This is a genomic window from Microbulbifer maximicatervae (SeqCode) (genome assembly GCF_052467225.1).
Genome location: NZ_CP174303.1, coordinates 1,196,695 through 1,223,156, shown reverse-complemented (window position 1 = coordinate 1,223,156; position 26,462 = coordinate 1,196,695). Strand labels below are relative to the sequence as shown.

Sequence of the window (26,462 nt, the reverse complement as noted above, 5' to 3'; positions counted from 1 at the left end):
GACGAACCAGGGACCCTGCTAAAATTTTAATCTAAAGCAGTTTTCGGCCTCTCATCCCGCCTATAGGCAGGTTGCCAGAGGCCTATAAGCCGAGGTCCCTATGATATCGAGGTGTGCAACCCTTTTACGCCGCCTTACCGCCGTGCTGGCAACTGCCAGTTTTATCCTTGCCGCCACACCGGGATCTGCCCAGGTACCGGAAAATCCTGTCAATCTCCGGGGCAGTGGCGCCAGTTTCCCCTACCCAATCTATGTAGAGTGGTTTCGGCAGTTCACCCATCGGGAAAACAATATATTTATTTTCTACGAGATGAGCAGTAGCGGTGATGGCATCAGAGACTTTCTCGGTCACACAGTCGATTTTGCCGCCTCAGATGCTGCTATTGAGATCGATGAGTTACGCAACCTAAAAGGTGGTGGCGTGGTACTGCCGGTTACTGCTGGGGAAGTGGTACTGGTATTTAACCTCCCCGGGATCGATAATCTAAAACTGTCCAGGGAAGCTTATGTGGGGATTTTTCTGGGGGAAATCACCCACTGGGATGATCCCAAGATTGCAGCTGTAAATCCCGATATCAAGTTGCCAAGGGATGAGATCACCGTTGTTACCCGTTCTGAAAGTTCGGGTACCTCCTATATTTTTTCTGGGCATATGAGCAGTGTGAGTCAAGAGTTTCGCGAAAAAATTGGTTTGGACAGAACACCCAGTTGGCCAAAACTGCCCAGATTTAAAAGAGCGCCGGGCAATCAAGGCGTAGCCGCTAAAGTAAGAAAGAAAGTTGGGGCCATTGGCTATGTGGAGCACGGATTTGCTCAACTGGTAAACCTACCTGTGGCTTCACTGGAAAACCACGCGGGAAACTATATTGCCGCAGGCCCCAAGAGCGGAGCAGAGGCTCTTTCAGAGATTGAATTTCCAAAAGCATCACTACCAATTAGTGGAGCTCCCAACCTAATCGCCTGGATTTGGGACCCCAAAGGAGAAACAGCCTATCCCATTACCAGTTTTTCCTGGCTGTTGCTCTACGCAGACCAGGATGATCAAAAAGCACAGGCATTAAGGCAAATGCTGGTCTTTATGTTGAGTAACGCATCTCAAAGTCAAGCCGGGACCTTGGGTTTGGTCCCTCTTCCAGAAAACATAAGGCTCAAAGTGTTAAACGCTGTCACTTATGTGCGCTAACTCAGGTAGTTTCAGCGCACTCCACAATACGATTACGGCCAGCTCGTTTAGCCTGATATAACGCAGAGTCCGCCCGCCGCATTAACTCCAGGATGTCTTCCCGCCCTTGCAGGTGAGCTATGCCAATACTTGCGGTAAATTGAGCTTGGCCAACGGCACTTTTAATCACGATTTTAGCAATATCCCGGTGTATACGATTGGCAACCTTCATTGCTCCTTCGACATTGGAGCTGAGTACTAGCGCGAATTCCTCACCACCAATACGCCCGAAGATATCCACATCCCGTACGTGTTGGGAAATTACTCGGGCAGTCGCACAGAGTGCCTGATCGCCGATTAAGTGGCCATGAATATCATTAACAGATTTAAAATTGTCGATATCCAGCATTAATACACACAATGGCATTTGGTTATTAATTGCCACAGCCACTAGATTACTGGCCTCTTCAAAAAAGCAGCGGCGATTAAAAATACCTGTTAGCGGGTCTGTGCGCGCCTCCTCTTCAGCCTTGGCTTTGGCGTACTCTAATTCCTGTGTGCGAAGTTTTACCTGTTGCTCCAGCTCGGTTCTCGAGGCTTCCAGGTGTAGTAGATACCTTTTTTCTGCAGTCTCTTTTTGTTGCCGTAAACCTTTTACCAGTAATCCAATAGCTATCATTATTGCCAACATCTCAACAAAAGAGGCAACCGGGGGCCAATAATAATTAATTGGATTGTGCACCACATAACCGAGATCCCTCATCGCCTGCACCAAAAGCCCCAACACCAAAACGCTCCAGGCTAATGCAAAAACGGCCGCAGAAGTATCCCCCTGGCGCCAACGCACCAATGCGACAACAACAACGCCAGGATAGAAAAACAGAGCGAGCATCATGGAAATGTGCCCCAGAGCCTCCCACTGCAGTACAACGCAAATAACCAGGAATAAACCGTTGAGTAGAATTAATTTTAAAAAGTAATCCAGTCTTGGGGTGTACTTTGCCGTTTCAAGAAAGTATCGGGCAAAAAGAATTCCGGTCAGAATCGCCACAGCACTACTAATCGATTGATAGCGCCAATCAAATTGTTCTTGGAACAAATATTGGTGGGTATATCCCAGTAAAGATCCCCACACCCAAATTTTCGTTACGGAATATAACGAGTATAGATACAGGATATTCTTACGCGCAGTAATAGCACCAATCAGCGCAAGAATGGCCATCAAAAAATAACCACCAAAAAGAAATGACGTTAAAATGGCCTCAGCCTTACTCCTCTCTTCAAGTTGTTCAGGTCGCCAAATACGCATACTGGGAAAGGCAACACCTAAAACTCCAACATCAAATTTAACCATCATTTCCTTTGATGCGAAGGGGGGGATTTCCAATGGAAAAGCAAAGCGATGATGCCTGATTTTTCGACTGGAAAAAGGCTGATTCGCAGACAGACTTGCCAGCTCCGTATAAGGTTGACTACCGCCCTGAATCCTAGAAAAGGCCGTCAGCCCATCGAGCTGGTTATCCACATATTCAATTGAGACATAAACTGTTTCACTACTGGAGTTTTTTAATATGAAGTGAGACCAGAAGGCTCCAGATTTAAGTCCGGTAGATCCAGCAGTTCCCAGGGGAAGAAAAAGTTTATTTTTGTAAGATTTTTCAGCTTCAACAATGTTTCCAAACCCCGATGGATCATGCCAAATTGCATTTAGGCCACTCGGTTTACTTCCTCCGTCCAACAAGGTGATATCCACAACCGTATGGGGGTAACTGGGCATAGAAAGAAGTATGGCGAACATCAGCACTGCATAACAAACCAAACGGTAGTGCCATTTAGAGCCACCCTTTTGAGTCCACAGTTCAAATTCACCAATTGTTTTTTTCATTCTTACTATGTAGATACGCAACAATTTCCGTCTTCATAAAGACCAAATCAGTCATAATGGATACTGACTTCCAAAGTGAATTGATAATGCTTGTTGTATTTCAGAGAAATAGCTTCCATACAAGAAAGTCATCAATTCATACTTAAATAAAATAGCTATGTATGAATTCTACAAGTCCGCACCTGTACAAAAAACACACTAGTAAGGACTTTAAATTATCAGGTACAACTTTTTTCTACTCCCCCTATTTGGCAGTTTCACTCTTCATTTATCAAGCGCTTAAGTAATGTGTTTTATGCCTTTTAGCTTGAAATAAGGGTACACAGGCTGTTACGCCGTCTTACACCTTGGGACTAATCCTTAAAATCAAGTATTAATTAGGAGAGACAAAGAATACAAAATCTTAAATGCGCCAAAGAGAAAATTCCTGTTAACGATTACATTTGACTACCCACATCAAATTTAAATATTGTCTCTAGAACGCTAAATTTAGAAATTGTTGCTGATCCGGGGATCTCATCATTGTTTACCAATCAGTACATATAGAAAATATGCCACTCTTAGATATTAAGGAGCCTCTAAAGAACAGCTGAATACAATTGGGCTTATCTCACAACCCAAGCATTGAACCCTCCCTTAGACCAAACAATGAACCAATAGTCATTCCTGAAGCAGGTTTCTTATACAAGTAGCCCGGTGAGGTTCAGTGCAACTGGAGAGCTATCAAATAGCTAGCCTTACCAAACTAGACGCCACGATGTCGTCTACAATATCTAGGACCATCACTTGATCTTCTTCCTGAGTAGAGCAGTTACTCCCCCTCTGGTATTTAGCGACAGGTTGCTTATCAGTCAGCATGCTTCCAGGACAGTTGTTGCTCTACCACTTATGTCAAAGCCTCTTAAACCGTATTGGAGATACTTATGTTTAATAATGTTGGCTGGCTTGTGGAGGCGAAAATAAAGAACGGACAGGAGCAGGCCTTTAGGTCAATTGTTGATGAAATGGTAGAGGTAGTCTCGCAGAAAGAAGCGGGGACATTGAATTACCAGTACTATATTTCTGATAGTGGAGAAATTATTGTATACGAGCATTTCAAAGATGTAAGTGCCGCACATAAACATGTGGATACCTGGGAGAATTATTCAGAGCGCTGGCTCAAGACGGCAGAACCCACTCGCGTCATCTATTTAGGCGATCTTCCCAAAGATCTTCAGGCACGCCATGCAGGCCTCCCCCCCCAGCAGTATCACACCTATGCAGGATTCGAACGCAGCCATTAATAAACTGAATATAAAAAATTATACTAATTCTTATGATGATAGTATTGTAATTAGGAGAGCGAATTTTAATTCTTTGCTTTCCAAACGGTTAGTTCTGGCAATAAATTATAAACACTATCCCTATAAATCTAAACCATGTCATAAAGCGCTTTTATCACTAATACCAAGCCACACAAAAACATTACCAATAGAGTGTATTTCCTAAATTTTTTAAAGCTGACCTGATTCAATCTCCTTTTAGCGAGGGTTACACCAATAATCCCCCCAAGCCCAGCCGCCACACCATAGAATGCCAACTCTAGGGATACCGCCGAGAATGTAATATAAGTTCCCAGCTTTACAAGCTGCATTAACAGCCCATTAAAGGCCTTAGTGGCTATCAGGGATTCTTTCTCGAGACCATAATTCAGCAAGAAAGGGTTCTTAAGTGGACCCATTGCCCCAATAAGACCGGAAGCAAAAGCAGTCACCAATCCCAGAGGTAAAAAATAGGGAAGTGACATGGGAAAAGATCTTTCCCTATGGCCAAAGCGATACTGAAGTATCGTGGACATTAAAAAAAGCCCAACCACTATTTGTATCCACTCTGGGGACATCTGTGTATAGGAATATGCACCTAGCAATGCCCCGACTAAGCTTCCTGGAGTAAGCCAGCGTACTACCCGCCAATCAATATAGGACCAGAAAACCAGTGCCCGGTAGGGCGAAGCCAGGCACTTGGCAATGGTTACCGTTGGTGCAACCAGGTGTGGGCCAACGATAAAGCTAATCACTGGAACAAGGAGCAGTGCCCCGCCCCCGGCCGCAAGCGTGCTGATATACCAAATCAAGACGCCAAAAAACAGCAGCAATAGCTCTATCATTTTACCGCTTCAGAAGTCACCAAAATCACAGTGAATAAAGTAGAAATTCAGGCTTGGACGCAATTCCAACACCTAACCGGCAATCCAATACTCTCTTCACTAAAAGAAACGCAGCCTTAGCTCAACCAGTACAAAACCAAATGCCAGGAGCTAAATTGAAAAGAACTGCTGAATCCCGACAAGTACATTGGTTGTTGCCACTGAGGCCAGGATCAGCCCCATAACTCGACTCACGATACTGGCCCCGGCATCACCAATAAATCGATGTATCCAGTTGGCAGTTAGCAGCAGCAATATCACTATCGCCAACACAGCTACCATGGCAGATGCTGTACTCAGCTGATGAACCACATCAAATCGATGGTTATCTGTGAGTACCACAGCCGCGAGCATGGCTCCGGGTGAGGCAATGGAGGGCACCGCAAGAGGGAAAATCGCTGTCTCATGCCCCTCACGGATGATTTCTATCTCCTGCTCTGGCTTGCTCTCACCAAATATCATGGTTAAGGCAAACAGGAACAGGACGACGCCTCCAGCTACCTGAAATGCAGAAAGGGGCACGCCAATCGCCTCAAGGAAGAATTGCCCTGCGACCAAAAAGAACAACAAGATCCCGGTTGCGACGAGTACTGCCAGCCAAGCTATCCTGCGCTTTTGCCACTCTGCATGTCGTGAAGTGACTGCGATAAACACTGGCAGAGTACCCACCGGGTCAATCACAGCAAAGAAAAAGACAAAGCTACTGATCCAATCGTTCAATTGGGACTCCGACGTGCCGTGCTACTATCCGCTTAATTAGAGCCCCAGGCAGTATGGGCAGGACCGGAGCGAGGTGTGCTTAGGGGGTCCAACGCCGTTATCTACGGTAACTGCTGGCGCAAGCGTAACTTGTAACTTAGAAAAAAAGTCTAGTGCATGACGAATCACTCACCGACCGCCCGACGCATCGCTAAAACCATCCTCAATGGTTTTGACGCCTATTTCGCAGACTATCAGAACATCACTTTGGGCGCCAAGGCCCGTTTTGAAACCGCCTCCTGGCAAGCGGCACATGAGGCCAATAAAGCCCGGATCGATCTTTACAAAACCAAGGTCACCCAAGTGGTGGACCTGGTCCATTCGGTAACCAGCAAGGACACCAGCCAGCTGGAGCTGTGGCGTGATGCCCGCGCCACTTATGCACAGCTGATTGCCAATCACAGCAATTATGAGATCGCCGAGACCTTTTTTAACTCGGTGTTTTGCAGCCAGTTTCACCACACCAACATTCACGACAGCAATATCTTCGTCAAGCCGTCCCGAGCACCGGAAGACAAACCGCTACGGGATTACAGCATCTATATCAGTTACAGCGGCCGCCACGGCCTCGAGTGTATGGTCGAAGATATTCTCAAGGATTTCAGCTTCTCCACGCCCTGGGAGAATATGGAGCGCGACATTGCCCATATCTGCGAATCCCTGCGCAGCGCCCCCCTGGCCAATGTGGACAACGAGAAACACTTGCGGGTGGATATGCTGGAGTCGGTTTTCTACCGTAACAAAGCAGCCTATCTGGTGGGGCGCATTATCCTGAACGGCGAAGTTATCCCCATGATCCTGCCCTGCCTAAACAACGGGCGCGGCGGTATTTTTGTGGACACCCTTATCTACAATAACGACTCCGCCAGTATCATTTTCAGTTTTACCCGTTCCTACTTTATGGTGGATGCGCCAATCCCCTCCCGCTTTGTGCGCTTCCTGTCCACTATTATGCCGCTCAAGGAGAAGTCTGAGCTTTACAACTCTATCGGCTTCCACAAACACGGTAAGACCGAGTTCTACCGCCATATCCTCGCCCATATGAAGGTCAGTAACGACAAGTTTGTTATTGCACCGGGCATTAAAGGGATGGTGATGAGTGTATTCACATTGCCCTCCTACCCGGTGGTATTTAAAGTCATTAAAGATGAATTCGACCAGCCGAAAACTGTCACCGAGAAGATCGTAAAAGAAAAGTACAAGTTCGTATCCCGCTCTGACCGGGTCGGCCGTATGGCTGACACCCAGGAGTATTCTTACTTTATTTTCTACCGCAATCGCTTCAGTGAAGAGCTGATCAAAGAACTGCAGGAAGTGGCACCATCAAAACTGATCATTGATGAGAAGCGGGTCATCATCAAACACCTGTATGTAGAGCGGCGTATGGAACCGCTTAACCTCTACCTGCAACACGCCAATGAAGAGCAAACCAAGGAGGCCATGGAAGAGTATGGCAATGCCATCAAACAGCTGGCAGCCGCAAATATCTTCCCAGGTGACATGTTGCTGAAAAACTTTGGGGTTACCCGTCACGGGCGGGTAGTATTCTACGATTACGATGAACTCTGCCCATTGACGGAATGTAACTTCCGCAAGATTCCCGAAGCTCATACCTCTGAGCAGGAGCTGGCCGACAAGCCCTGGTATACCGTCGCAGAAGCCGACGTCTTCCCAGAAGAATTCCGCCTGTTCTTCTCTGGCAATCCCACCGCGCGCGCTGCATTCGAAAAGCTGCACGGCGATTTATACAACTATCGCTTCTGGAAACTCTTACAAGATCGTATTCGCGCCGGACATGTGGAGAGTGCTTTCCCCTATCGACGCAAGTGGCGTTTCCCGCGCCGCTCCCATAACCGTGCACAACAAAAGTAGACGACCAATCTATGACTATATTGGTAGGAGGACTTTTCCAAGGGAGCGGATAATCCGTGCATATTTTTCGCTGGGCTCTAGTTGCCGCAACTTATACCCTGCTGACGACCAGCGGTTGCGGCTATTTCCCCAGCGAGATGTCCATCCCCGGCAAGCTCCCTCCAGCAAAACGCCCACCACCTTACGCACGAATCACAGGAAAACCCCATGTGGTCAGCTGTGCAACCCCCGCCCGGGGGTTTCCAACCCTGTCCTTTGATGAGGTCTTTACTTTTACTGAAAACCCACGCCAACCCTTCGTAGAGTCATATGGCCTTCCCCAACAGTTCGATGTAATCGGCTATGTATGGGGCAGTGAGAGGTGTACACCAGCGGCCTTCTGTAACTATGGAGACTATTACCAGCTGCTGGGACGCGGACCCAGAGGCGACTTTGCAACTTGGATTTCCACCCCGCAATATCCCCGTATTACAATTCAATCCCCCTGCGGCCAGCGACTGAAGGTCGGCCAGGGGTATCGCTTTTCATTTAGTGATGGACAACTGGTGGGATTTAGCCCCAACTAAAGAAAAGAGTTGCCACTAGTGTGAGTAGACCGTATTTGAAACATAACGTGGATATACTCACTTAAGCCTGTAAAGCTTCTATGCTCCATACACTCTTGAGCCCCACACTGCTTTACTTCTGTCCTTTTTAGTACCTCTGGGAATGCTTCTTCAAGTAGCGGTAAATAGCGTCCTGGGCCCGACAGCCCCTACTCCCTTCATTAGCCAATCTGGTATTGGTTTGACCGGCATCAATTAAGCGGGCCTTCTGATTATCATGCCACTGTAATTCCATGATCTTCTTAATGGTTCGGAGGTGTCGAGAATTGGTTACCGGATAAGTGACTTCGATCCGTTGATCCAGACAGCGGTTTTTCAGGTTCGCAGAGGACATCCACATCAGTTCATCACCACCATTATGAAACACATAAATCCTTGCGTGCTCCAGAAACTTATCCACCAAACTGATCACCTTAATATTGTCGGATAATCCAGGGGTGTCGCATACCAAAGAGCACTCACCGCGAACGAGTAATCGAATCTCTACTCCCGCAGCGCTCGCCCGATAAAGGTGGGCAATCAGTTTGCTGTCTATCAGGCTGTTGCACTTAAAAAATATGCCAGCTTTACGCCCAGCAAGGGCAGCCTCTATTTCCCGGTTTATGGCCTGCTCAAAGGAACTTCTCAATGAGAAAGGAGAAACGATAATATGCTTGAAAACCTGTTTTGTATTGGGGAATCGCATAAATTCAAACAAGTTATAGATGTCGCGCCCCACTCCCTGATCATTAGTCAATACACTGAAATCACAGTAGACACGAGCAGTACTCTCGTTAAAATTCCCTGTTCCCAACTGGGTATAAAAGCGATTCTTTCCCTGCTCACGGCGAACTACAGAAATTAACTTCGCATGAACCTCCATTTCTGGAACACCGTAAACAACCAACACTCCTGCTTCTATTAATTTACGGGACCAATAAATATTGGCTTTTTCATCAAAACTCGCCCGCAATTCAACAACCGCAATTACTTTTTTATTATTTCTAGCCGCATTAATTAACGCCGCGATTACCCTTGAGTTTTTCGCCATTCGATACAAAGTAATACGTATCTCTTTTACCTGCGGGTCAATAGAGGCCGAAGCAAGGAAATTTGTTATTGCCCAAAAATCATGATACGGATAACAGAACAATCCATCATCGTCTTGCAATTGGTCAAAAATATTTTCACTGGTGGATAAAGCCAAGAGCGGTGCCGGCCTTCTATACCGACAACTTTTGGAGTCCGGGGCAAAGCCCATAAGATCTTTGGAGTTGTGATAACGCCCACCAGGGGTATAACTATCCCTGGACCCCATCTTCAGCTTTTTCTTAATCAGCTCCAACAGTGTATTAGGCATTTCCATGTCGTAAGCAAGACGTACCGGCTCTGCACGCTTACGCTGTTTGAGCGACCGTTCAACACGTTCAAGAATATCCCGGTTGACATACTCCCCCAGCTCAATATCTGCATCCCGACTTATCTTGAACATATATGCCTTGGCAGAAAGAATAGGCAGGACATTGCGGAAGACTTCTTCCAGGCACACTCGAATAATATTATCCAGAACGATGTAAACTTTCTCTTTCCTGCCTTGGCGCGATGGAATTTCCAGGAAGCGGGGAAGAATAGCAGTGGGGATTTCCATAACTGCATATCTGCTTGGTTCCCCTTTTAAATTCAAAGTGATAGCGAAATAGATATTGTTGTCACTCAGCAATGGCATTGCTGACCTGCCATCGATAAAAAAAGGCTCTAACTCCGGCAAAACCAGGCTATGGAAGTAATTTTTTACAAATCCCAACTGATGGCTATTTAAGCTATCTTCTCGAACAAGATAAATACTATGTTTTTTCAATCCCGATAACACTTTGACATAAGCTTCGGCATAGCGCTTTTCAAGTGTCAAAATACGATCATTAATAGTTTTCAATAGCTGGGAAAAGTGCTCCCTCTGCCCCACACCAGAATCAATACTCGCCAACCTCCGCACACCAGCCACCTTAATGCGGAAAAACTCATCCATATTCTGGGAAAAAATTCCGAGAAAGTGTACCCGTTCGATAGCCGGGACTGTTTCATCCTCGGCTTCCTGCAGTACTCGCTCATTAAAAGATAGCCAGCTTAATTCGCTGGGAAATAGAGGAATATCATTCAGCATAGATAGAGCACTTCACCAACGCTTCTACTATTAATCACCAAAATCCAGATGCCAGCCTCCCTAAATCCGCCCTACTGGTACAGAGCTTAAAATCTGGCTAACTATAAAATAATAGAACAAGGTGACAGCGTATTTTTGGATTAACTCCTTGTGATATCGGCTATAAAACCAACGGTAGAGTTTCTATCTTGGTAGCGGGATCAATAAATAGAGAAAAGATGCACTCTATCAAGAGTGATAGCCTAAACTGGGTAGAATAGTGATGTTAACAGTGCAAATGGTATTTGTGACCCCACAGACAAACTGAAGGGTCACCATTTAGTCTAAGGAAGGTCTGCAGTCCATTATTGGCGATCTATACTACTCCGCCTCACGCTGCTTTAAAAAGCGATAGATGGCATCCTGGGATCGACAACCTTTTCGTCCCTCATTAGCCAACTTGGAATTTGTTTGCTTGGCATCAATCAGCCGCGCCTTCTGATTATCACTCCACTGCAATTCCATAATTTTGCGAACTGTAGCCTGGTGCTCCGGATTCATAAGCGGGAAAGTGACTTCAACTCGCTGATCCAGGTTTCGTTTCATCAGGTCCGCCGAAGACAACCACATCAGCTCATCACCACCATTGTGAAAAATATAGACCCGGGCATGCTCCAGGTACTTATCTACCAAACTGATAATACGAATGTTGTCTGATACGCCCGGAGTTTCACAAACCAATGCACACATCCCACGAACGATAATACGAATTTTTACACCTGCGGCACTGGCACGATACAGCTGCTCAATAATCTGGCTATCCACAAGGTTATTACACTTGAAAAATAGCGCCGCTTCCTTCCCTGCCTGGGCGGCATCAATTTCACGATCTATCGCTGCAGTAATCGCATCCCGATAGAAAAAAGGTGAAGTGATAATACGTTTAAAAGAAGGGCGCCTACGCGGTGCCTGCATAAACTCAAATACATTGTACACGTCCCTACCCAGCTCCTGGTTATTGGTCAATAAGCTAAAATCACAATAGACCTTCGCTGTATTCTCATTAAAGTTACCGGTGCCTAGATGGCTGTAGAAACGGTCTTTGCCATCCTCGCGGCGAAGCACAGAAATTAACTTGCAATGTACTTTGAGATTGGGCATGCCATACACTACATTCACCCCGGCATCGCTCAACTCATGGGACCAATGGATATTTGCCTTTTCATCAAAGCGCGCCCGCAACTCCACCACCGCAGTCACTTTTTTGTTATTACGAACCGCATTTACCAGAGCCGCAACTACACGGGAGTTCTTTGCTACCCGGTAGAGATTAATCCGAATTTCTTTTACCTGAGGATCTAGTGCGGCAGATGCCAGGAAATTGACAATCGCATGGAAGTCATAATAGGGATAATAATAAAGCCGATCCCCTGCGCACAGCTGTGAAAATACACTTTCATTTTTCGGTAAGGCTGGCAGTGGTGTGAGGCGCTTATAGCGAAGTCGGGCGGATTCTCCTGGGAATTTCATCAGATCTTTGGAGTTGTGATAACGCCCACCGGGGGTATAGGTATCATAACGACCCATTTTCAGTTTCTTCTTCACCAACTCCAGTAGAGCCTCAGGCATATCACCATCGTAGGCCATACGCACCGGATCTGCGCGCTTTCTCTTTTTTAGTGAGCGCTCCATTCGATCGAGAATATTCTGGGTTACCTCTTCACTTAACTCCAACTCAGCATCGCGACTGATCTTAAAGGTATAGGCGCTGGCTTTAGCGATAGGCACCACATGGCGAAATATTTCTTTAAGGCATCCCCGGATAATATTATCGAGAACGATGTAGACTTTCTCCCGCTTCCCCTCCCGTGGAGGAATCTCCACAAAGCGGGGAAGTGTATCCGTAGGAATCTCCATTGCCACATAGCGCTCGGTACCATCATCCAATTCAAGTGCTATCGCAAAATAGATACTGGTTTCATTAATCAATGGCATGGGCTTGCGCCCGTCGATAAAGAATGGCTCCAACTCCGGCAGCACTTCCCGGTGAAAGTAACTTTCTACAAACTGGCGCTGGTTATCGCTAAGCGAAGTCTCCCTAACCACATGGATATCATGCTTTGCCAGATCCTTTAAAGCTTTGTTATAGGCCTTCGCATAGCGCAACTGTAACCTCAACACTCGATTATTAATCGATTGCAATAGATTACTGTAGTATTCCTTCTTTTCTCCGCCAACGGAAAAGGCTGCTAAACGACGTACCGCTGCAACATGCACACGGAAAAACTCATCCAGGTTATTAGAGAAGATTCCCAAAAAATGTACGCGCTCAATAACAGGCACACTTTCATCTTCCACCTCCTGTAAAACACGCTCGTTAAATGAAAGCCAGCTCAACTCTTTGGGAAATAGAGGCACATCGTTAGACATTGCAAAACCATAAAACGCACCCAGTATCTGACGGCAGTTTAAAAATCCAGATTATTCTGGAAGCAGCCTTAACACGGGGCTGAGGGTCAAGATTAAGTAAAGAAATATGCCACTGAAATGTGGCTGTGAGCAAGCGCCTATAGCAATATAACGATCTAGTATGGCTTCACAGTTTTCTGCCACACTGTTTCAGTCCATAAATTGGCACAAATAAATAAAAAATATCTTTTATTTATAAAAGATATTTAATAATTTTGTAACACTTTTATAGGTGACGCCTTTTTGGTGCGCTGTAAATTGACTGCACCCACTATTGGACTGAAAAGTGGCAAAATGAATAATAGAGCGTCCGACTCCATACATTAGCGCTTTCAGCGGGATATTGATGCAAGCTCCAAACGAACGCTATGCCGCCCTAGATTTGGGCTCAAACAGTTTTCATCTGCTCCTGGCGGAATTTCGCGATCAGCGCATGGTACGCCTGCACACAGACAGAGCCATGGTGCGCCTGGCCGAGGGGCTGGATATTAACCACCACCTGGACCCGGCGGTAACCGAACGGGCCCTGACCGCTCTGCAACGCTTCCAACCAGTGATGGATAAACTGCCCCTCGACCATGTGCGTGTTGTGGGTACAAATACACTGCGCATGGCTGCGGCCAACGCCGATGGTTTTTTGGAAGAAGTGGAATCAATACTCGGAGTGCCGGTGGAAATTATCAGCGGTATCGAGGAGGCCCGCCTGATCTTCACCGGGGTTCTCGCCGCCGCCAATGGCCCCCCTCGCTTGCGCTGCATTATTGATATTGGCGGTGGCTCCACGGAGCTGGTTCGCGGTGGTGATACTCCACAGCAACTGGAAAGCCTGGATATAGGCTGTGTTTCCTACAGTAAACGTTTCTTCGCCGATGGCCTGATCAGCCGCAACACCGTAAACCACTTCCAGCGCGCGCGGCGAGCGGCGCGGGCCGAATTGCAGGAGCTGCAGCATATTGCCGAAGGCGCGGAAGTTACCGGTTGCTCCGGGACTATCAAAGCGGTTGCCAGGATTTGCAATGATGGTGAAGTAAAGGCGATCAAGCGCGGGGATATCGATCAGCTTGCGCACCGGGTTTCCTCCGCCAAACATATCGCGGACCTGGATTTACCCTACCTGGATGAAGAGCGTCGCCCAGTCTTCGCTGCCGGCCTGGCGATACTGCATGCAATATTCTGCGAACTCGACATTATGCGTATGGAAGTCTCCCCCTATGCAATCCGCGAGGGCATTGTGCACGACTTGGCCGGGCGCCTGCACGGCGGGGATCGACGTGCAGATACGATTGCCGCCATGGTAGAGCGCTGGCAGGTAGATACCAACCAGGCTAAACGTGTCAGTTCCACCTCACTCAAGCTCCTGCAGCAGTTGCGCCCCCAGTACCCACCAGAAGGCAAGGTGCGACTGCACTGGGCTATCCAGTTGCACGAAACCGGCCTGGCCCTAACTCACAGCAGCTTCCGCAAGCTGGGGGCTTATATGGTTAAACACGCCGATATGGCCGGATTTGCCAAAAGTGAACAGGAGCACCTGGCCTATCTGGTGCACAACCAACGGGGAAGAATCAAACCGCCACGGGAGCACTATGGCTTCCACCCCAGCCCAGACCTTCTGTTATGCCTGCGCCTCGGATGTATTATTCACCGGGACCGCACCGAACGCAGCCTGGACGGCTTAAAGCTATATGACCAGGGAGACGCCTATCACCTGGAAGCCGATCAACAGTGGCTGGAGGATAGCCCGGCAATTGCAGAATTGTTGGAGCAGGAAGAGCAACACTGGCGCTCACAAAATCGGCCCCTACAGATAACGGCGATATAAGAGCCAGGGGCCCCTGTGAGCCACACTGGACACTGGCGTTTTACACGAATATTCACCCTACAATCAAAAGCTATGAAACTGAGCGAAGTCACTCTCGAACACCACTATGCGGATATGGGGGAAGCCTTTGGCACCCCCATAGCACCCACTCCTTTCCGCCACCCCAAGGTAATCGATACCAACCCTTCAGTGCTGCAACTATTGGGAATAGATCCCAACGAGAAATCTGACCCCGCCTGGGCCGAGCTGGGCTGCGGCGCCCGCCTGTTTAAGGGAAGCCGCCCATTTGCGATGAAATACACCGGTCACCAGTTCGGGGTCTACAACCCGGACCTGGGGGATGGGCGAGCACTGCTGTTGGGTGAAATCGAGAGTGAAGGCCGACGCTGGGAACTGCATTTAAAGGGTGCAGGAAAAACGCCCTACTCCCGCTTTGGTGATGGCCGCGCAGTATTGCGCTCCACCATACGGGAGTACCTCGCCAGTGAGGCACTCTACGGCCTCGGTATTCCCAGCACCCGGGCACTGTGCATTGTTGGAAGCGACGAACCTGTCACCCGAGAGAAAATCGAAACCGGAGCCATGCTGATCCGAGTGGCAGAGAGCCACGTGCGTTTCGGTCACTTTGAATACCTGTTTTACACCAAGCAACTGGAGGCCTTACAGGAGTTGATCGGGGTTATTTGCCGACGCTTTATACCGGGTACAGAGGGTATGGCAGTGGGAGACCAAGCTGAAGCACTGCTGCGCTTTACCACACGCCGCAGTGCAGAGCTGGTTGCAGCCTGGCAGTCCGTAGGCTTTGCCCACGGCGTGCTCAACACCGATAACATGTCGATTATTGGCGACACCTTTGACTACGGGCCCTACGCCTTCCTGGACGACTACGACCCCACTTTTATCTGCAATCACTCCGACCACACCGGTCGTTACGCCTTTGAGCAACAGCCTGGAGTCGTACTGTGGAACCTGAATGCTCTCACCCATTCACTGTCGGCCTTTGTCGGTGTAGACGCCCTACGCGAATGCCTGGAGCAATTCCAGCCGGTGGTAAGCGAGGCCTATGCGCAACGTATGCGGGCCAAACTGGGCCTGGAAAAAGAAGAAGATGGCGACCAGGCCCTCTGCTCGGAACTGCTGAAGTTGCTACAACACGGCGAGGCCGACTACAGCCTGTTTTTCCGCGCCCTGGCCCACTACCGGGGGGAGCGTCCGGCCAGCGCTTTGCACGAGTTACTCAAACCCACTCACCACAGCGCCCTGTATCAGTGGCTGGAGCACTACGACCGCCGCCTCACCCGGGAGACAAATAACTCCCGGGAGCGCAATTTGGCCATGCTGTCAGTCAACCCGAAATACATTCTGCGCAACTATTTGGCACAGAAGGTCATCGAGGCTGCTGAAGATGGCGACTATCATCCTTTGCGGACTCTGCGCCAGTTACTGCAATCCCCTTTCGCCGAGCACCCGGAGCGGGAAGTCTGGGCCAGTGCACCGCCAGAATCCGGCAAGCGTATCCCCTTGAGCTGTTCCTCTTAAAGGTGCCTTTGGGTAACTCACAAAGGTCCCGAAATTGGAACAAATAGAGAGAAAAGGCAGGGATATGTGGCCAAATGCTACTTTTTGACTGTTAGATTTTACCTGATGACGACTAGCCCACTGCCCTCGCAGGTGACTTGATGTAATATCCGGGTCACCCTACTTTACATAGGAAAATAAGTGATGATTAGAAACCTGCTTCTGGCCACCTTTGGCCTGCTGTTCGCCCTGCAGGCCAGTGCTGCAGATATCCTGGGCAACTGGCGCACTATCGATGACGAGACCGGAGAGACAAAGTCCATCGTCAACATCTATGAAAAGGATGGGAAGTATTACGGCAAGGTAGTGGATCTTCTGATGAAGCCTAACGACACCGTTTGCGACAAGTGCCCAGGCGACCTGAAAGGTAAGCCCATTGTCGGCATGGATGTCATCAGCGGGCTGGAAAAGAAAGGGAAAAAATACGAGGACGGGGAAATTCTCGACCCGGTAAAAGGCAAGGTTTACGACCTGAAAGTCTGGCTGGAGGATGACAACACCCTTAAGCTGCGCGGCTACCTGGGCTTCCTCTACCGCACCCAAACTTGGCACCGAGTTCAATAAGCAACTAGGTGCAGCTCGGGCCCGAGTCCTATCGGGCCCAGAACCCTCTCTTTCAAACCCAGTTAAAGCACCACCCTGCCGCTTTCACCGCTCGTTGCACGGGCCGACACCACTTTATCATCTTCACTGGTATCAATTCGTACCTTGGCGCTCATACCTGCGCGCAGAGGCGGAGAATCCTTGAGAGGGTATAGACGCAGGCGCACTGGCACCCGTTGCACTACTTTCTCCCACTTGCCACTGGCATTCTGCGGCGGTGTAGAAGCAAACTCACTGCCACTAGCGGGGCTCATACTGTCCACCTGGGCTTGCCACTCAAAATCTGGGTAGGCATCCAGGGTCACTTCCGCCTGTTGGCCCGTGCGCACGCGACCCAGCTCGGTCTCTTTCAGGTTGGCCTCCACCCAAAGGCCAGTGGAGCCAATCATTTGCAGCAGGTTAATGCCCAGGGTGGCCATCTCCCCCACCTTGGGTACGGTATTGGCGATAGTGCCATCCACGGGAGCAATAATACGTGTGCGCGATAACTGGTAGCGGGCCGTATCCAGTTGCGCTTGAGCCACTTTTAAATCTGCTTGCTCTTCCAGGGCAATGCTCGGGTCGCCCCCCAATTCAGCGCGCAAGCTGGAGAGCTTCTCAGCATTAATGGTGATCTGGGCACGAGCGCGCTCCAGCTGCTGGCGGGCGCTGTCCAGCTCCGCCTCGGAAAACGCCACCTTGCTCAGTTTTTCATTGCGCTCCAATTGGCGGCGGTAAAAGTCCGCATCTTTGCGTGCCTGCTGCAACGCTGCGTCTGCTTCAGCATATTCTGAACGGCGAGCGAGCAATTCGTTGCGCACCTGGGACAGGCGCGCCTCCGCCTCAGTCACCGCCAGTTCGAAGGCCGTGCGGTCGATCTGAATCAATAATTGCCCTTTCTCCACGACCTGGTTGGCACTCACCAGCACCTGAGTGACAACACCACTAACCTCGGGCGCCAGGGAAATCTTGTCCGCTTTCACGTAAGCGTTCTCTGTCTCGACAATATCGCTACCGCGCAACAGGTTCCATCCCCCTATCAGGACGGCCAGTACCAGGAAAAAGGAGAGTGCGAACTCTCGTTGTCCGGCGCGGTCTAGCTTAATGGACAGCTTTTCAGTCACATTCAATCTCTTCACGTGTCAAATTCTTGCGCAACCGCAATAGCAGCGACTGCAATTGATCCACCTCTGCGGCGGAAAAGCCCGCAAGTGCCTCACTGCGGGTCTGCTGGGCTACACCGCCCAGTAACTCAAGGGCCGGCATTGCCTGCCCCGTCAGATAAATACGGAAACAGCGCCGGTCCTCGGGATCGGGCCTCCGCTCCACCAGTCCCTCCTGCTGGAGGTTATCCAGCTGGCGCGCCAGACTGATCGGCGCTAGGTCCAGGCGCTCGGCCAACTCTGCCTGCTTGAGGCCCTCCTCGCGCAATAGATGCCAAAGCACCTGCCAGCGGGATCCACTCAGCCCGTGGTCCTTGGCTCTGCGGTCGAAGTTTCGCCGCAGCAGCCGTGCTGCACTGTGTAGTTCAAAACTGATTTCAGTAACGGCATCTTCCCTGGACATATCTGCTCTCCCTGTCTAAGGCCGCTCATTATAAGCCTGCTTATTATTTCATCAATGTGTGAGTTATCAATATCCCAAAACCCCATTAAAAAAGGCGGTCACTAGGACCGCCCTTTCGACCTGCATCCGGGATGGATCTATTTCTCCAGAACCTCAATCTTATCGACCTTCTGGAAGCCCCGGGGCAGCTTGTTGCCGCGCCGGCCACGCTCGCCGCGATAGTGATCCATCTCCGAGATCTTGATCTTGGTATGGCGCTTACCGGCGTGAACGACCAGTTGATCCCTGCCCTTCAGTACAGCAACACCGATGACCACCTCTTCGCGGGCCGCAGCTCGGGCCGAAGTGATATTGATAATCTTGTTACCCTTGCCTTTGGACAATTCCGGCAATTCAGTCACCGGGAACACCAACATGCGCCCCTCGGTGGTCACCGCTGCCAGCAGAACATCATCGAGGCTCTCCAGCAATTGAGGGGAAAGCACCTGGGCTCCCTTGGGCAGGGTCAGCATGGCTTTACCTGCCTTATTGCGCGACTGCAAATCAGAGAGCTTGGCGATAAAGCCATAGCCCGCATCGGAAGCCAGTAACACTCGCTGCTCATCAGGGCCCATCAACAAGCCCTCAAAGGTGGCACCGGAGGGGGGGTTGATACGCCCGCTGAGGGGTTCGCCCTGCCCCCGTGCCGAAGGCAAAGTATGGGAGGCAATGGAGTAACTGCGACCAGTGCTATCGAGTAATAACGCGGGCTGGTTACTCTTGCCCCGCGCGGCAAAACCGAGACTGTCCCCTGCCTTATAACTGAGCGCTGCCGCATCAATTTCATGGCCCTTGGCCGCGCGAATCCAACCTTTCTCAGAAACGATAACGGTGATGGGATCTGAAGACAGCAGCTCAGATTCACTAAACGCCTTGGCCTCTTCACGAGCCACAATCGGGGAACGGCGGTCGTCGCCAAACTCTTTGGCTGCGGCCAGAAGCTCTTTCTTGATCAAGGTCTTGAGGCGACGCTCGCTATTCAGGGTCTTGGTGAGGGTATCGCGCTCTTTTTCCAGCTCCGCCTGCTCACCGCGAATCTTCATTTCTTCCAGGCGTGCCAACTGGCGCAGCTTGGTATCGAGAATGTAGTCCGCTTGGATATCCGTGAGCTCAAAGCGATCCATCAGCTCCTGCTTGGGCTCGTCACAGGTACGGATAATTTCGATCACTTCATCAATATTGAGGAAGGCAACCAGCAAACCTGCCAACAGGTGCAGGCGCTTCTCAACTTTATCCAAACGGAACTGCAGACGACGGCGGGTGGTAGTGGCGCGGAAAGTCAGCCACTCCCGCAGGATTTTATCGAGGGACTTCACCTGCGGGCGCCCGTCGATACCGATCATATTCATATTGACGCGGTAGTTGCGCTCAAGATCGGTAGTGGCAAACAGGTGATTCATCACCGATTCCATATCCACCCGATTGGATTTCGGCACAATTACCAAGCGCGTCGGGTTTTCGTGATCCGACTCATCGCGCAGGTCGCTCACCATGGGCAGCTTCTTCGCCTGCATCTGCTGGGCGATCTGCTCCAGCACCTTGGCACCGCTCACCTGATGGGGCAGCGCAGTAATGACAATATCGCCGTCTTCCTTACTCCACAGGGCGCGCATCTTGATAGAACCGCGACCGGAGGTGTAAATCTTACGGATATCATCCCGCGGCGTAATAATCTCTGCCTCAGTGGGCATATCCGGGCCGAGAATATGCTCACACAGCTCTTCTACTGTGGCCTTGGGATTTTCCAGCAGCTCTACAGTCGCGTTGACCACTTCGCGCAAGTTATGCGGGGGAATATCCGTAGCCATACCCACGGCAATACCGGTGGTACCGTTCAATAGAATATTGGGCACCCGCGCAGGCAGTACGCAGGGCTCATCCATGGTGCCGTCAAAGTTGGGCTGCCAGTCCACAGTGCCCTGACCCAGCTCCGACAGCAGCACTTCCGAATATTTCCCCATGCGCGACTCGGTGTAACGCATCGCGGCAAAGGACTTGGGATCATCCGGCGAGCCCCAGTTGCCCTGGCCATCAATCAGGGGGTAGCGATAACTAAACGGCTGTGCCATCAGTACCATCGCCTCGTACACGGCACTATCGCCGTGGGGGTGGTACTTACCGATCACATCACCAACGGTGCGCGCGGACTTCTTATACTTGGCAGTATTCTTCAGGCCCAGCTCACTCATGGCGTACACGATACGCCGCTGTACAGGCTTAAGGCCGTCACCGATATTCGGCAGGGCGCGGTCCAGGATCACATACATGGAGTAATCCAGGTACGCCTTTTCGGTGTACTCCTTTAACGGCAGGCGCTCTGTGGCCTCATAAACAGAGGTGTCGGTCATACAGCACTCGTTATTTTGTTCGGAAGGGGCGGATTATGGCGGACTGAGGCGGGAGGTTCAAAGGGAGCTGGTAATGAAGCACTATCTGACAAAGGGGATTGGCATAGTCCTCAATCTCGAACTGCTTTAGTTCTATGCAAAATGGTACTACTCAGTTATTGCATTAGGAAGGAATAGGTAAATAAAAGACCTTGTGTCGGCTCCCCTTTCCTGCCTGGAACGCAGTGACTAAAGCAAAAAAGGGATTGCGGCAATTGCGCAATCCCTTTTTGAAGTTATGTATCACCAAAAGCATTGTTACTTTTTACAGAGGTCCAGAAGGGTCGCCACCAGCACATGAGGAGTAGTTACTGGCCTTAAAGCGATGCTCAAAAATCAGTTCTACATCCCTAATTGCTTCAACATCCACCACTGAACCGTAGATATCCTCCAATAAGAAGGATAAACGCCAACCTGTCGCTGCCACACTGCGTTCTTTAAATTTATTCGTAACCGTATTGATAGAACCCGCTCCAGATCCAAATACATCCAGAGCCGCACTCATAGGTACACGATAACTATTGCGAACAGCAGCCAGCTGAGAAAGTCCTGCGGCATCCCAGAATAGCGCACTGTAAGTGTTGAACTCTCCCTCAATCCCAGCAGCACCTTCATCAGTGATAACTTCATTTCCAGGGAGAGAGTCCCGCACAACACTGGCACCACCATAGGTAAGGTAAGCCGGAGTTTGAACTTCACCACTAGTGCTATAGAGAATGGGGATATTAAGCTCTACTGTTTCAATCTTATCCCCATAGGCACCAGCAACCGCGATACAGCTCTCCCCATCCACTTCACTGATAATCGGTCCAGTGAAAAGATCACTCCTAACAGGCTCTTTAACCGTACTAAACTCGATTGTAACCCAGGTGTCTGACCCGAAAGTGCGCGCCAGTAATTTCAGCTGTTCTTGGAAGGCCTCTCGGGCGCTTAAGCGGGGACCGTTTTGCTGATTCGGATCTGGGTGTAAATAGGTTTGCTCTCTACCGTCAATACTATCCCTGTATCCGAATACATCCTCTTTGATGGAAAAGACATCTCTCTCCTGATGAGAAGTAGCTATACCCGGCGAGTCAAAATCCATCATTTTGCCGTAAAAATCCCACATATCCCCAGCACTGCGCAGATGGAATACAGAGCCTTTGCTGATATCTACATCACGAATAGCGAAAGGTTTTTGCCATTTGTACTCCAGGGCCTCGGCAGTATAGAAAAGCCACCGTTGTGCCCGATCAAAATCACTGGTCGCTTTTAAGGCCGTCTCTGTAATTCGACGAGAATAAATCAAGTCTGCAAAATAGCGCTGAGCGGCCATTGGGGCATCACTGGTTGCAACCGCGATCAAGCTTTTGGCCTGATTCAAAATAACAGAGAGACGTTTTGCTTCCTGCACCAGTGTCGCTTCACTCTGGGCGAGTTCCAATACAATAGCATTCACTTCGAGCCATAAGCTTTCCAGGCGGTACTGACTACCAGCTTGCAGAATTTTACCGCTGCTATCATACAGAGACGCACGGTGCTCAGCTGCAAGAGTCACGTTCGCAGCTTCGGGCAAAGTAAAATCATCAAGGGTGTCAATAGAGTTGTTAACCGCAACCAAACGATCTGAAAGTTCACCAACGGCATCCCAGCTACTACTCATGTAATTTTGAGCTGCTATAGATAGAGACTCGAATAATACCGAGTGGGAGTTGAACACTTCTTGCTTCTGGCGAATGCGATTAATCTGTTGGCCAAGTGAGCTCTGCTGCGAATGATAATCCACAACAATCTTCTCAAAACCATCTGCAACACCAGCATCTTGCGCTAAGCGCTCCACTTCCAACTCAATTTTTGCCAGGCGATTTTCAAGCCGCTGAAGACTTAGGGTGATAGAATTTTGAACACTTTCTACATTCCGCGACCAAGCAGCTACTTCACTATTGTCTCGAGTCTCACTGGTGATATCTACACAGCTTTTTTCATAGCAGCTACTTGGGAATCTGGCACCTAACAAACTGTATAATTTATTAGACGACAGTTCATGGCGCCCAATATAGGCGTCCGTTAATGCCTGGGCATTATGGAGGTAGTTATCATAATCCAACTTGGCAGCAGCAAGGTTGCTTTCTGCCCGCACGATAAAGCCTGTATCTTCCCTATCGAGGAACTCACTCAATATATTGAAAGCATCAAAATGTGTATCGCTGCTAAAGCCGTGTGGCACAGCTAACTTCGACATACCGAGGAAGTTGGTATCACCGGCAAGCCAGGACATAGCATTTTCCAGCTGATCAAGTTGAAAATGCCACTGCTCTACCGCCTGAGGTAAACCGGAATGCGAAGATACTTCAGTAAAATCAGTGCCGGAGAATAGAGTGCGTAACTCAGCTTCCTTGGCGACCATAGTATTCTGCAGAGATAAAATCTCATCGATCATTTGAGTAGACAAGGAAGAGTTAAGCTGGTCTGACTCTATCAATAAACCTGCCTGCTGTACTTTTACAGCCGCGAGATTACCCATTAACTGGTACAGCAAGGTGATATCTTTGTACTCGCCGGGCAGAACACCGGCTGGGGCGACATCGTTTTGGGTATTTGTTACGGAATCATAATATCGAGGGCTGACTTGCCCCCGAGAACTGGTCAATTGCTGCAGATAAGTGGGCGTATTCTCTACAAGGGCCACATACTCAACGAAAGCACTATTGAGCAGGGTAAAGGCATTCCCGACATGCTCAATTTCAATAGCAGCCAGCTCTCCATTCAAACGACTGGACAGCGCCTTATCCAGAACAATATTGGCGTGAACAATTTCTGCGACCGCTCGATCGTAATAAAGATCCAGCAACGACTGTTGCAGCTCTAAATTCGTGGGGTACAACTCTAACTGTTCATAAATCAGAGTTTCAGCAACAGAAATACGTGCACGCTCCGGATCGCCATATAAATCAGAAAACTCTTTGGGAGAAACACTGCTAAGATAGCTATTAATGACCTCTTCAGATTTAGCATCCAAGCTATACATTAAATCTAAATAACGGAATGCTGCATTATCACGAGAATAAACCCCACCTTGCGGATCCTCTGCCTCAGCACTTACTGAATCAGCTTCGTTATAATAAAGCTGCTTACGAATAGCATCTACTAGCAGCTGACTTTCTACTTGAGTACCAATTCCAGTAGAAAACTCCTGTGCATTAGCTCCATCTAGTTTTGATGCAACTATCAATTCACTGCCAGACAACTTATCAGAGACTCCAGATTCGCCTCTAGCAGGAGAGTGCAACGACAGCCCAGCAACTAGTGCCAATCCCATAACAGCTGTCGATTTCGACGAGTATTTCATTTATTCCCTTCCTATATTTTTATAATTTATCCCTTTAGCCTGCCACATCCATCCACATACGTTCACCGCAATAAAACAATACAACAGGATAAAATTCGCACGCTTTCTAACATGGCAATTAATTTAATTCAACAACAAAAATTTTCCACCAACCCGCATTACCACCAAATTTATTAATTAAATAAATTCGCATATAACAGAGGCAGATATACATGTTAAATATATTTATAGAAGGGCTCGCGTATAGCCCGAGAAACATCATTAAGAAAAATGCAAAATCTATAACTTATATCGCACAACCCACAAACTTAATTTAATGCTAAACAACTCACCACATAAAAATCTATATTATCCTGACTATAAATATGATTTTCATAAAGTCTATAATGGATAGTCTTAGAACATAAAATTTTCGATTCAGCTATGTTGAACAACTAAAAGTAGTACCTATAAGGAATAATCATATTTTGGTCACAACTCTATAGGAAAACATCAGAAAAATAATTAATTTTCTCAACATGGTTCCTTATTAAGCAAGAAATACAATTTCTTATATTGATATTTTTTAAACGATAGAACCAAATGAAGGTTTCTTATCCACGCAGAAATTATAAACATTCAATAGAGCTATAAATACTTCACTCAGAGCACCAATGCGGAGATAATTATTGGTGTCCAATATCTATAGGGCTATCCATGCCGGACCTTAAAATCAAAGATCTTTCTATCGGCACCTTACAGGGCGCAAGTTTTACCCTGGAACCCGGCCTAATTACCTGCATATCTGGGCCATCTGGTTCAGGTAAAAGCCGATTGCTTAGAGCCATAGCGGATCTCGAATCTCACGAAGGTGATATATTCCTGGCTGGTAGATCTCAAAATTCTTACCCGGCACACCAGTGGAGAAAACAAGTGATGTTAGTTCCTGCACAGACTGCCTGGTGGGAAGAAACTGTCGGCGATCACTTCGCAACCCCTATGAATGATGCACTTAAACTTCTCGGCTTTCCTGAAAATGCAGTAAAGTGGCAAGTAAATCGACTCTCTTCGGGAGAAAAGCAGCGCCTGGCTCTTATTCGCGCAATATCCTACAAACCTCAAGCCCTTCTTCTAGATGAGCCTACGGCCAACCTAGACGGCAGATCCGCGCAAGAGGTAGAGCAATGGCTGACAGGTCTCATTGAGGAGCACGAGCTGCCTACGATTTGGGTAGCTCATAGCCAGGAGCAGATTCGAAGGGTAGCTCACCGCCACCTGGCCATTGTTGATAATCAACTGAAAGAACAGGAGATCCATCGATGAGTGTAATCGACCTATCCTGGTGGCAGTTGTCTTTGGCTGCGGGGTTGGTACTGGCTCTAGCTGTATGCACTCATGTAGCACGACTACAACTAAGTAGATCGTTAATTGTTGCCGCTCTGCGCACGGCTATTCAGCTCACCCTGGTAGGACTGGTACTGGAAACCCTTTTTGCAGTTGGCACCCTACTTTGGGTGGGACTACTGGCCTTGGCAATGCTGCTATTTGCCGGGCAGCAAGTGGCAGCCCGACAAAAGTATCGTCTGCTCGGTGGCTGGAGCTTTGCCGTAGGCACTTTATCAATGCTGGTATCCGCTTTCAGTATCACCATATTGAGTTTGGCCGTACTGATTGGCCCTACTCCCTGGTACCAACCCCAGTATTCCATTCCACTTTTAGGTATGTTGCTGGGTAATACAATGACTGGTGTTGCCCTAAGCCTGGACCGTCTAACAGAAAGTATGCACCGCTCCAGGGATATTATTGAGAATCGCTTGATGCTGGGGCATACCTGGCAACAAGCCAGCTTGGAGTTTCGGCGGGATGCGATGCGTGCAGGATTGATGCCGACAATTAATTCCATGGCTGCCGCTGGGATAGTATTTTTGCCGGGAATGATGACAGGGCAGATTCTCTCAGGCACCTCCCCTACAATTGCCGTCAAATATCAAATCCTGATTCTTTTTGCGATTGCATCAGGCACCGGTTTCGGCACTTTTCTCGCCGTTGCCCTGGCCTCAAGGCAGCTCTTTGATAAGCGGGAGCGCCTGCGCACTGATCGCCTGATTAAAAATGCCTAAAGTCTGTG

The 26,462-nt window shown here is 48.9% G+C and carries 18 protein-coding genes; 9 read left to right on the top strand and 9 right to left on the bottom strand.

What is annotated here, in order from left to right; all coding sequences use genetic code 11:
* The first annotated feature begins 100 nt into the window (after positions 1-100).
* Entirely contained in the window at positions 101-1,183 is a 1,083-nt protein-coding gene (gene pstS / locus ACJJIZ_RS05325) for a phosphate ABC transporter substrate-binding protein PstS (protein WP_444915445.1), read from the top strand.
* A 1-nt stretch (position 1,184) separates the two neighbouring features.
* Here pstS and ACJJIZ_RS05320 read toward each other — a convergent pair whose 3' ends face one another.
* A complete protein-coding gene (locus tag ACJJIZ_RS05320) occupies positions 1,185-3,047 on the bottom strand; it encodes a sensor domain-containing diguanylate cyclase (protein WP_444915444.1) in 1,863 nt (620 codons plus the stop codon).
* A gap of 923 nt (positions 3,048-3,970) precedes the next feature.
* Here ACJJIZ_RS05320 and ACJJIZ_RS05315 point away from each other — a divergent pair.
* Complete coding sequence (locus ACJJIZ_RS05315) at positions 3,971-4,330, top strand: putative quinol monooxygenase (RefSeq protein ID WP_444915443.1); 360 nt, start codon at positions 3,971-3,973, stop codon at positions 4,328-4,330.
* A 128-nt stretch (positions 4,331-4,458) separates the two neighbouring features.
* Here the strand turns inward: ACJJIZ_RS05315 and ACJJIZ_RS05310 are convergent, their stop codons facing one another.
* Positions 4,459-5,193 carry a sulfite exporter TauE/SafE family protein gene (locus ACJJIZ_RS05310; RefSeq protein ID WP_444907181.1) on the bottom strand — a complete coding sequence of 245 codons (735 nt, stop codon included), beginning with the start codon at positions 5,191-5,193 and terminating at the stop codon, positions 4,459-4,461.
* A 150-nt stretch (positions 5,194-5,343) separates the two neighbouring features.
* Positions 5,344-5,952 carry a MarC family protein gene (locus ACJJIZ_RS05305; RefSeq protein ID WP_444915442.1) on the bottom strand — a complete coding sequence of 203 codons (609 nt, stop codon included), beginning with the start codon at positions 5,950-5,952 and terminating at the stop codon, positions 5,344-5,346.
* A 156-nt stretch (positions 5,953-6,108) separates the two neighbouring features.
* On the opposite strand from ACJJIZ_RS05305, the gene aceK reads away from it, so the two are divergent.
* Together aceK and ACJJIZ_RS05295 are read left to right on the top strand one after the other, a co-directional pair.
* The gene (gene aceK / locus ACJJIZ_RS05300; RefSeq protein ID WP_282931143.1) at positions 6,109-7,863 is read left to right on the top strand and encodes a bifunctional isocitrate dehydrogenase kinase/phosphatase; all 1,755 of its coding nucleotides are present in this window, start codon (positions 6,109-6,111) and stop codon (positions 7,861-7,863) included.
* A 56-nt stretch (positions 7,864-7,919) separates the two neighbouring features.
* Positions 7,920-8,429: a hypothetical protein gene (locus tag ACJJIZ_RS05295; protein WP_282931142.1), complete on the top strand. Its 510-nt coding sequence runs from the start codon at positions 7,920-7,922 to the stop codon at positions 8,427-8,429.
* A gap of 127 nt (positions 8,430-8,556) precedes the next feature.
* On the opposite strand, the gene ppk1 (ACJJIZ_RS05290) is transcribed toward ACJJIZ_RS05295, so the two are convergent.
* Both ppk1 (ACJJIZ_RS05290) and ppk1 (ACJJIZ_RS05285) read right to left on the bottom strand, forming a co-directional pair.
* Positions 8,557-10,608, bottom strand: coding sequence for a polyphosphate kinase 1 (ppk1, locus tag ACJJIZ_RS05290; RefSeq protein WP_444907178.1), 2,052 nt, complete (start codon positions 10,606-10,608; stop codon positions 8,557-8,559).
* Positions 10,609-10,968: 360 nt separating this feature from the next.
* A complete protein-coding gene (ppk1, locus tag ACJJIZ_RS05285) occupies positions 10,969-13,017 on the bottom strand; it encodes a polyphosphate kinase 1 (RefSeq protein ID WP_444915441.1) in 2,049 nt (682 codons plus the stop codon).
* 385 nt (positions 13,018-13,402) lie between these two features.
* Between ppk1 (ACJJIZ_RS05285) and ACJJIZ_RS05280 the strand changes: the two genes are divergently transcribed.
* The 3 genes from ACJJIZ_RS05280 to ACJJIZ_RS05270 all read left to right on the top strand — a co-directional run bounded on the left by ACJJIZ_RS05280 (position 13,403) and on the right by ACJJIZ_RS05270 (position 17,017).
* Positions 13,403-14,875, top strand: a complete 1,473-nt coding sequence (locus ACJJIZ_RS05280) for a Ppx/GppA phosphatase family protein (RefSeq protein WP_444915440.1) — start codon at positions 13,403-13,405, stop codon at positions 14,873-14,875.
* 15 nt (positions 14,876-14,890) lie between these two features.
* Positions 14,891-16,414, top strand: a complete 1,524-nt coding sequence (locus ACJJIZ_RS05275; protein WP_444915439.1) for a protein adenylyltransferase SelO — start codon at positions 14,891-14,893, stop codon at positions 16,412-16,414.
* A 183-nt stretch (positions 16,415-16,597) separates the two neighbouring features.
* The gene (locus ACJJIZ_RS05270) at positions 16,598-17,017 is read left to right on the top strand and encodes a DUF2147 domain-containing protein (RefSeq protein ID WP_108734638.1); all 420 of its coding nucleotides are present in this window, start codon (positions 16,598-16,600) and stop codon (positions 17,015-17,017) included.
* 62 nt (positions 17,018-17,079) lie between these two features.
* On the opposite strand, the gene ACJJIZ_RS05265 is transcribed toward ACJJIZ_RS05270, so the two are convergent.
* The 4 genes from ACJJIZ_RS05265 to ACJJIZ_RS05250 form a co-directional block, all read right to left on the bottom strand.
* Positions 17,080-18,159, bottom strand: a complete 1,080-nt coding sequence (locus tag ACJJIZ_RS05265; RefSeq protein ID WP_444915438.1) for an HlyD family secretion protein — start codon at positions 18,157-18,159, stop codon at positions 17,080-17,082.
* A complete protein-coding gene (locus tag ACJJIZ_RS05260) occupies positions 18,152-18,601 on the bottom strand; it encodes a MarR family winged helix-turn-helix transcriptional regulator (protein ID WP_444915437.1) in 450 nt (149 codons plus the stop codon). The genes ACJJIZ_RS05265 and ACJJIZ_RS05260 overlap by 8 nt, the downstream gene beginning before the upstream one ends.
* A 137-nt stretch (positions 18,602-18,738) precedes the next feature.
* The gene (parC, locus tag ACJJIZ_RS05255; protein ID WP_282931134.1) at positions 18,739-20,988 is read right to left on the bottom strand and encodes a DNA topoisomerase IV subunit A; all 2,250 of its coding nucleotides are present in this window, start codon (positions 20,986-20,988) and stop codon (positions 18,739-18,741) included.
* 304 nt (positions 20,989-21,292) lie between these two features.
* Entirely contained in the window at positions 21,293-24,355 is a 3,063-nt protein-coding gene (locus tag ACJJIZ_RS05250) for a hypothetical protein (RefSeq protein ID WP_444915436.1), read from the bottom strand.
* A gap of 696 nt (positions 24,356-25,051) precedes the next feature.
* Between ACJJIZ_RS05250 and ACJJIZ_RS05245 the strand changes: the two genes are divergently transcribed.
* Together ACJJIZ_RS05245 and ACJJIZ_RS05240 are read left to right on the top strand one after the other, a co-directional pair.
* Positions 25,052-25,657, top strand: coding sequence for an ABC transporter ATP-binding protein (locus tag ACJJIZ_RS05245; RefSeq protein WP_444911597.1), 606 nt, complete (start codon positions 25,052-25,054; stop codon positions 25,655-25,657).
* Positions 25,654-26,454 carry an ABC transporter permease gene (locus ACJJIZ_RS05240; RefSeq protein ID WP_444911598.1) on the top strand — a complete coding sequence of 267 codons (801 nt, stop codon included), beginning with the start codon at positions 25,654-25,656 and terminating at the stop codon, positions 26,452-26,454. The genes ACJJIZ_RS05245 and ACJJIZ_RS05240 overlap by 4 nt, the downstream gene beginning before the upstream one ends.
* Positions 26,455-26,462 lie beyond the last annotated feature (8 nt).

What these genes read in the sequence shown, in the direction of transcription:
- ppk1 (WP_444915441.1), bottom strand. Translation starts at nt 13,017, where the DNA reads ATGTCTAACGATGTGCCTCTATTTCCCAAAGAGTTGAGCTGGCTTTCA.
- ACJJIZ_RS05320 (WP_444915444.1), bottom strand. Translation starts at nt 3,047, where the DNA reads ATGAAAAAAACAATTGGTGAATTTGAACTGTGGACTCAAAAGGGTGGC.
- aceK (WP_282931143.1), top strand. Translation starts at nt 6,109, where the DNA reads ATGACGAATCACTCACCGACCGCCCGACGCATCGCTAAAACCATCCTC.
- ACJJIZ_RS05240 (WP_444911598.1), top strand. Translation starts at nt 25,654, where the DNA reads ATGAGTGTAATCGACCTATCCTGGTGGCAGTTGTCTTTGGCTGCGGGG.
- ACJJIZ_RS05260 (WP_444915437.1), bottom strand. Translation starts at nt 18,601, where the DNA reads ATGTCCAGGGAAGATGCCGTTACTGAAATCAGTTTTGAACTACACAGT.
- ppk1 (WP_444907178.1), bottom strand. Translation starts at nt 10,608, where the DNA reads ATGCTGAATGATATTCCTCTATTTCCCAGCGAATTAAGCTGGCTATCT.
- parC (WP_282931134.1), bottom strand. Translation starts at nt 20,988, where the DNA reads ATGACCGACACCTCTGTTTATGAGGCCACAGAGCGCCTGCCGTTAAAG.
- ACJJIZ_RS05310 (WP_444907181.1), bottom strand. Translation starts at nt 5,193, where the DNA reads ATGATAGAGCTATTGCTGCTGTTTTTTGGCGTCTTGATTTGGTATATC.
- ACJJIZ_RS05280 (WP_444915440.1), top strand. Translation starts at nt 13,403, where the DNA reads ATGCAAGCTCCAAACGAACGCTATGCCGCCCTAGATTTGGGCTCAAAC.
- pstS (WP_444915445.1), top strand. Translation starts at nt 101, where the DNA reads ATGATATCGAGGTGTGCAACCCTTTTACGCCGCCTTACCGCCGTGCTG.
- ACJJIZ_RS05250 (WP_444915436.1), bottom strand. Translation starts at nt 24,355, where the DNA reads ATGAAATACTCGTCGAAATCGACAGCTGTTATGGGATTGGCACTAGTT.
- ACJJIZ_RS05270 (WP_108734638.1), top strand. Translation starts at nt 16,598, where the DNA reads ATGATTAGAAACCTGCTTCTGGCCACCTTTGGCCTGCTGTTCGCCCTG.
- ACJJIZ_RS05245 (WP_444911597.1), top strand. Translation starts at nt 25,052, where the DNA reads ATGCCGGACCTTAAAATCAAAGATCTTTCTATCGGCACCTTACAGGGC.
- ACJJIZ_RS05315 (WP_444915443.1), top strand. Translation starts at nt 3,971, where the DNA reads ATGTTTAATAATGTTGGCTGGCTTGTGGAGGCGAAAATAAAGAACGGA.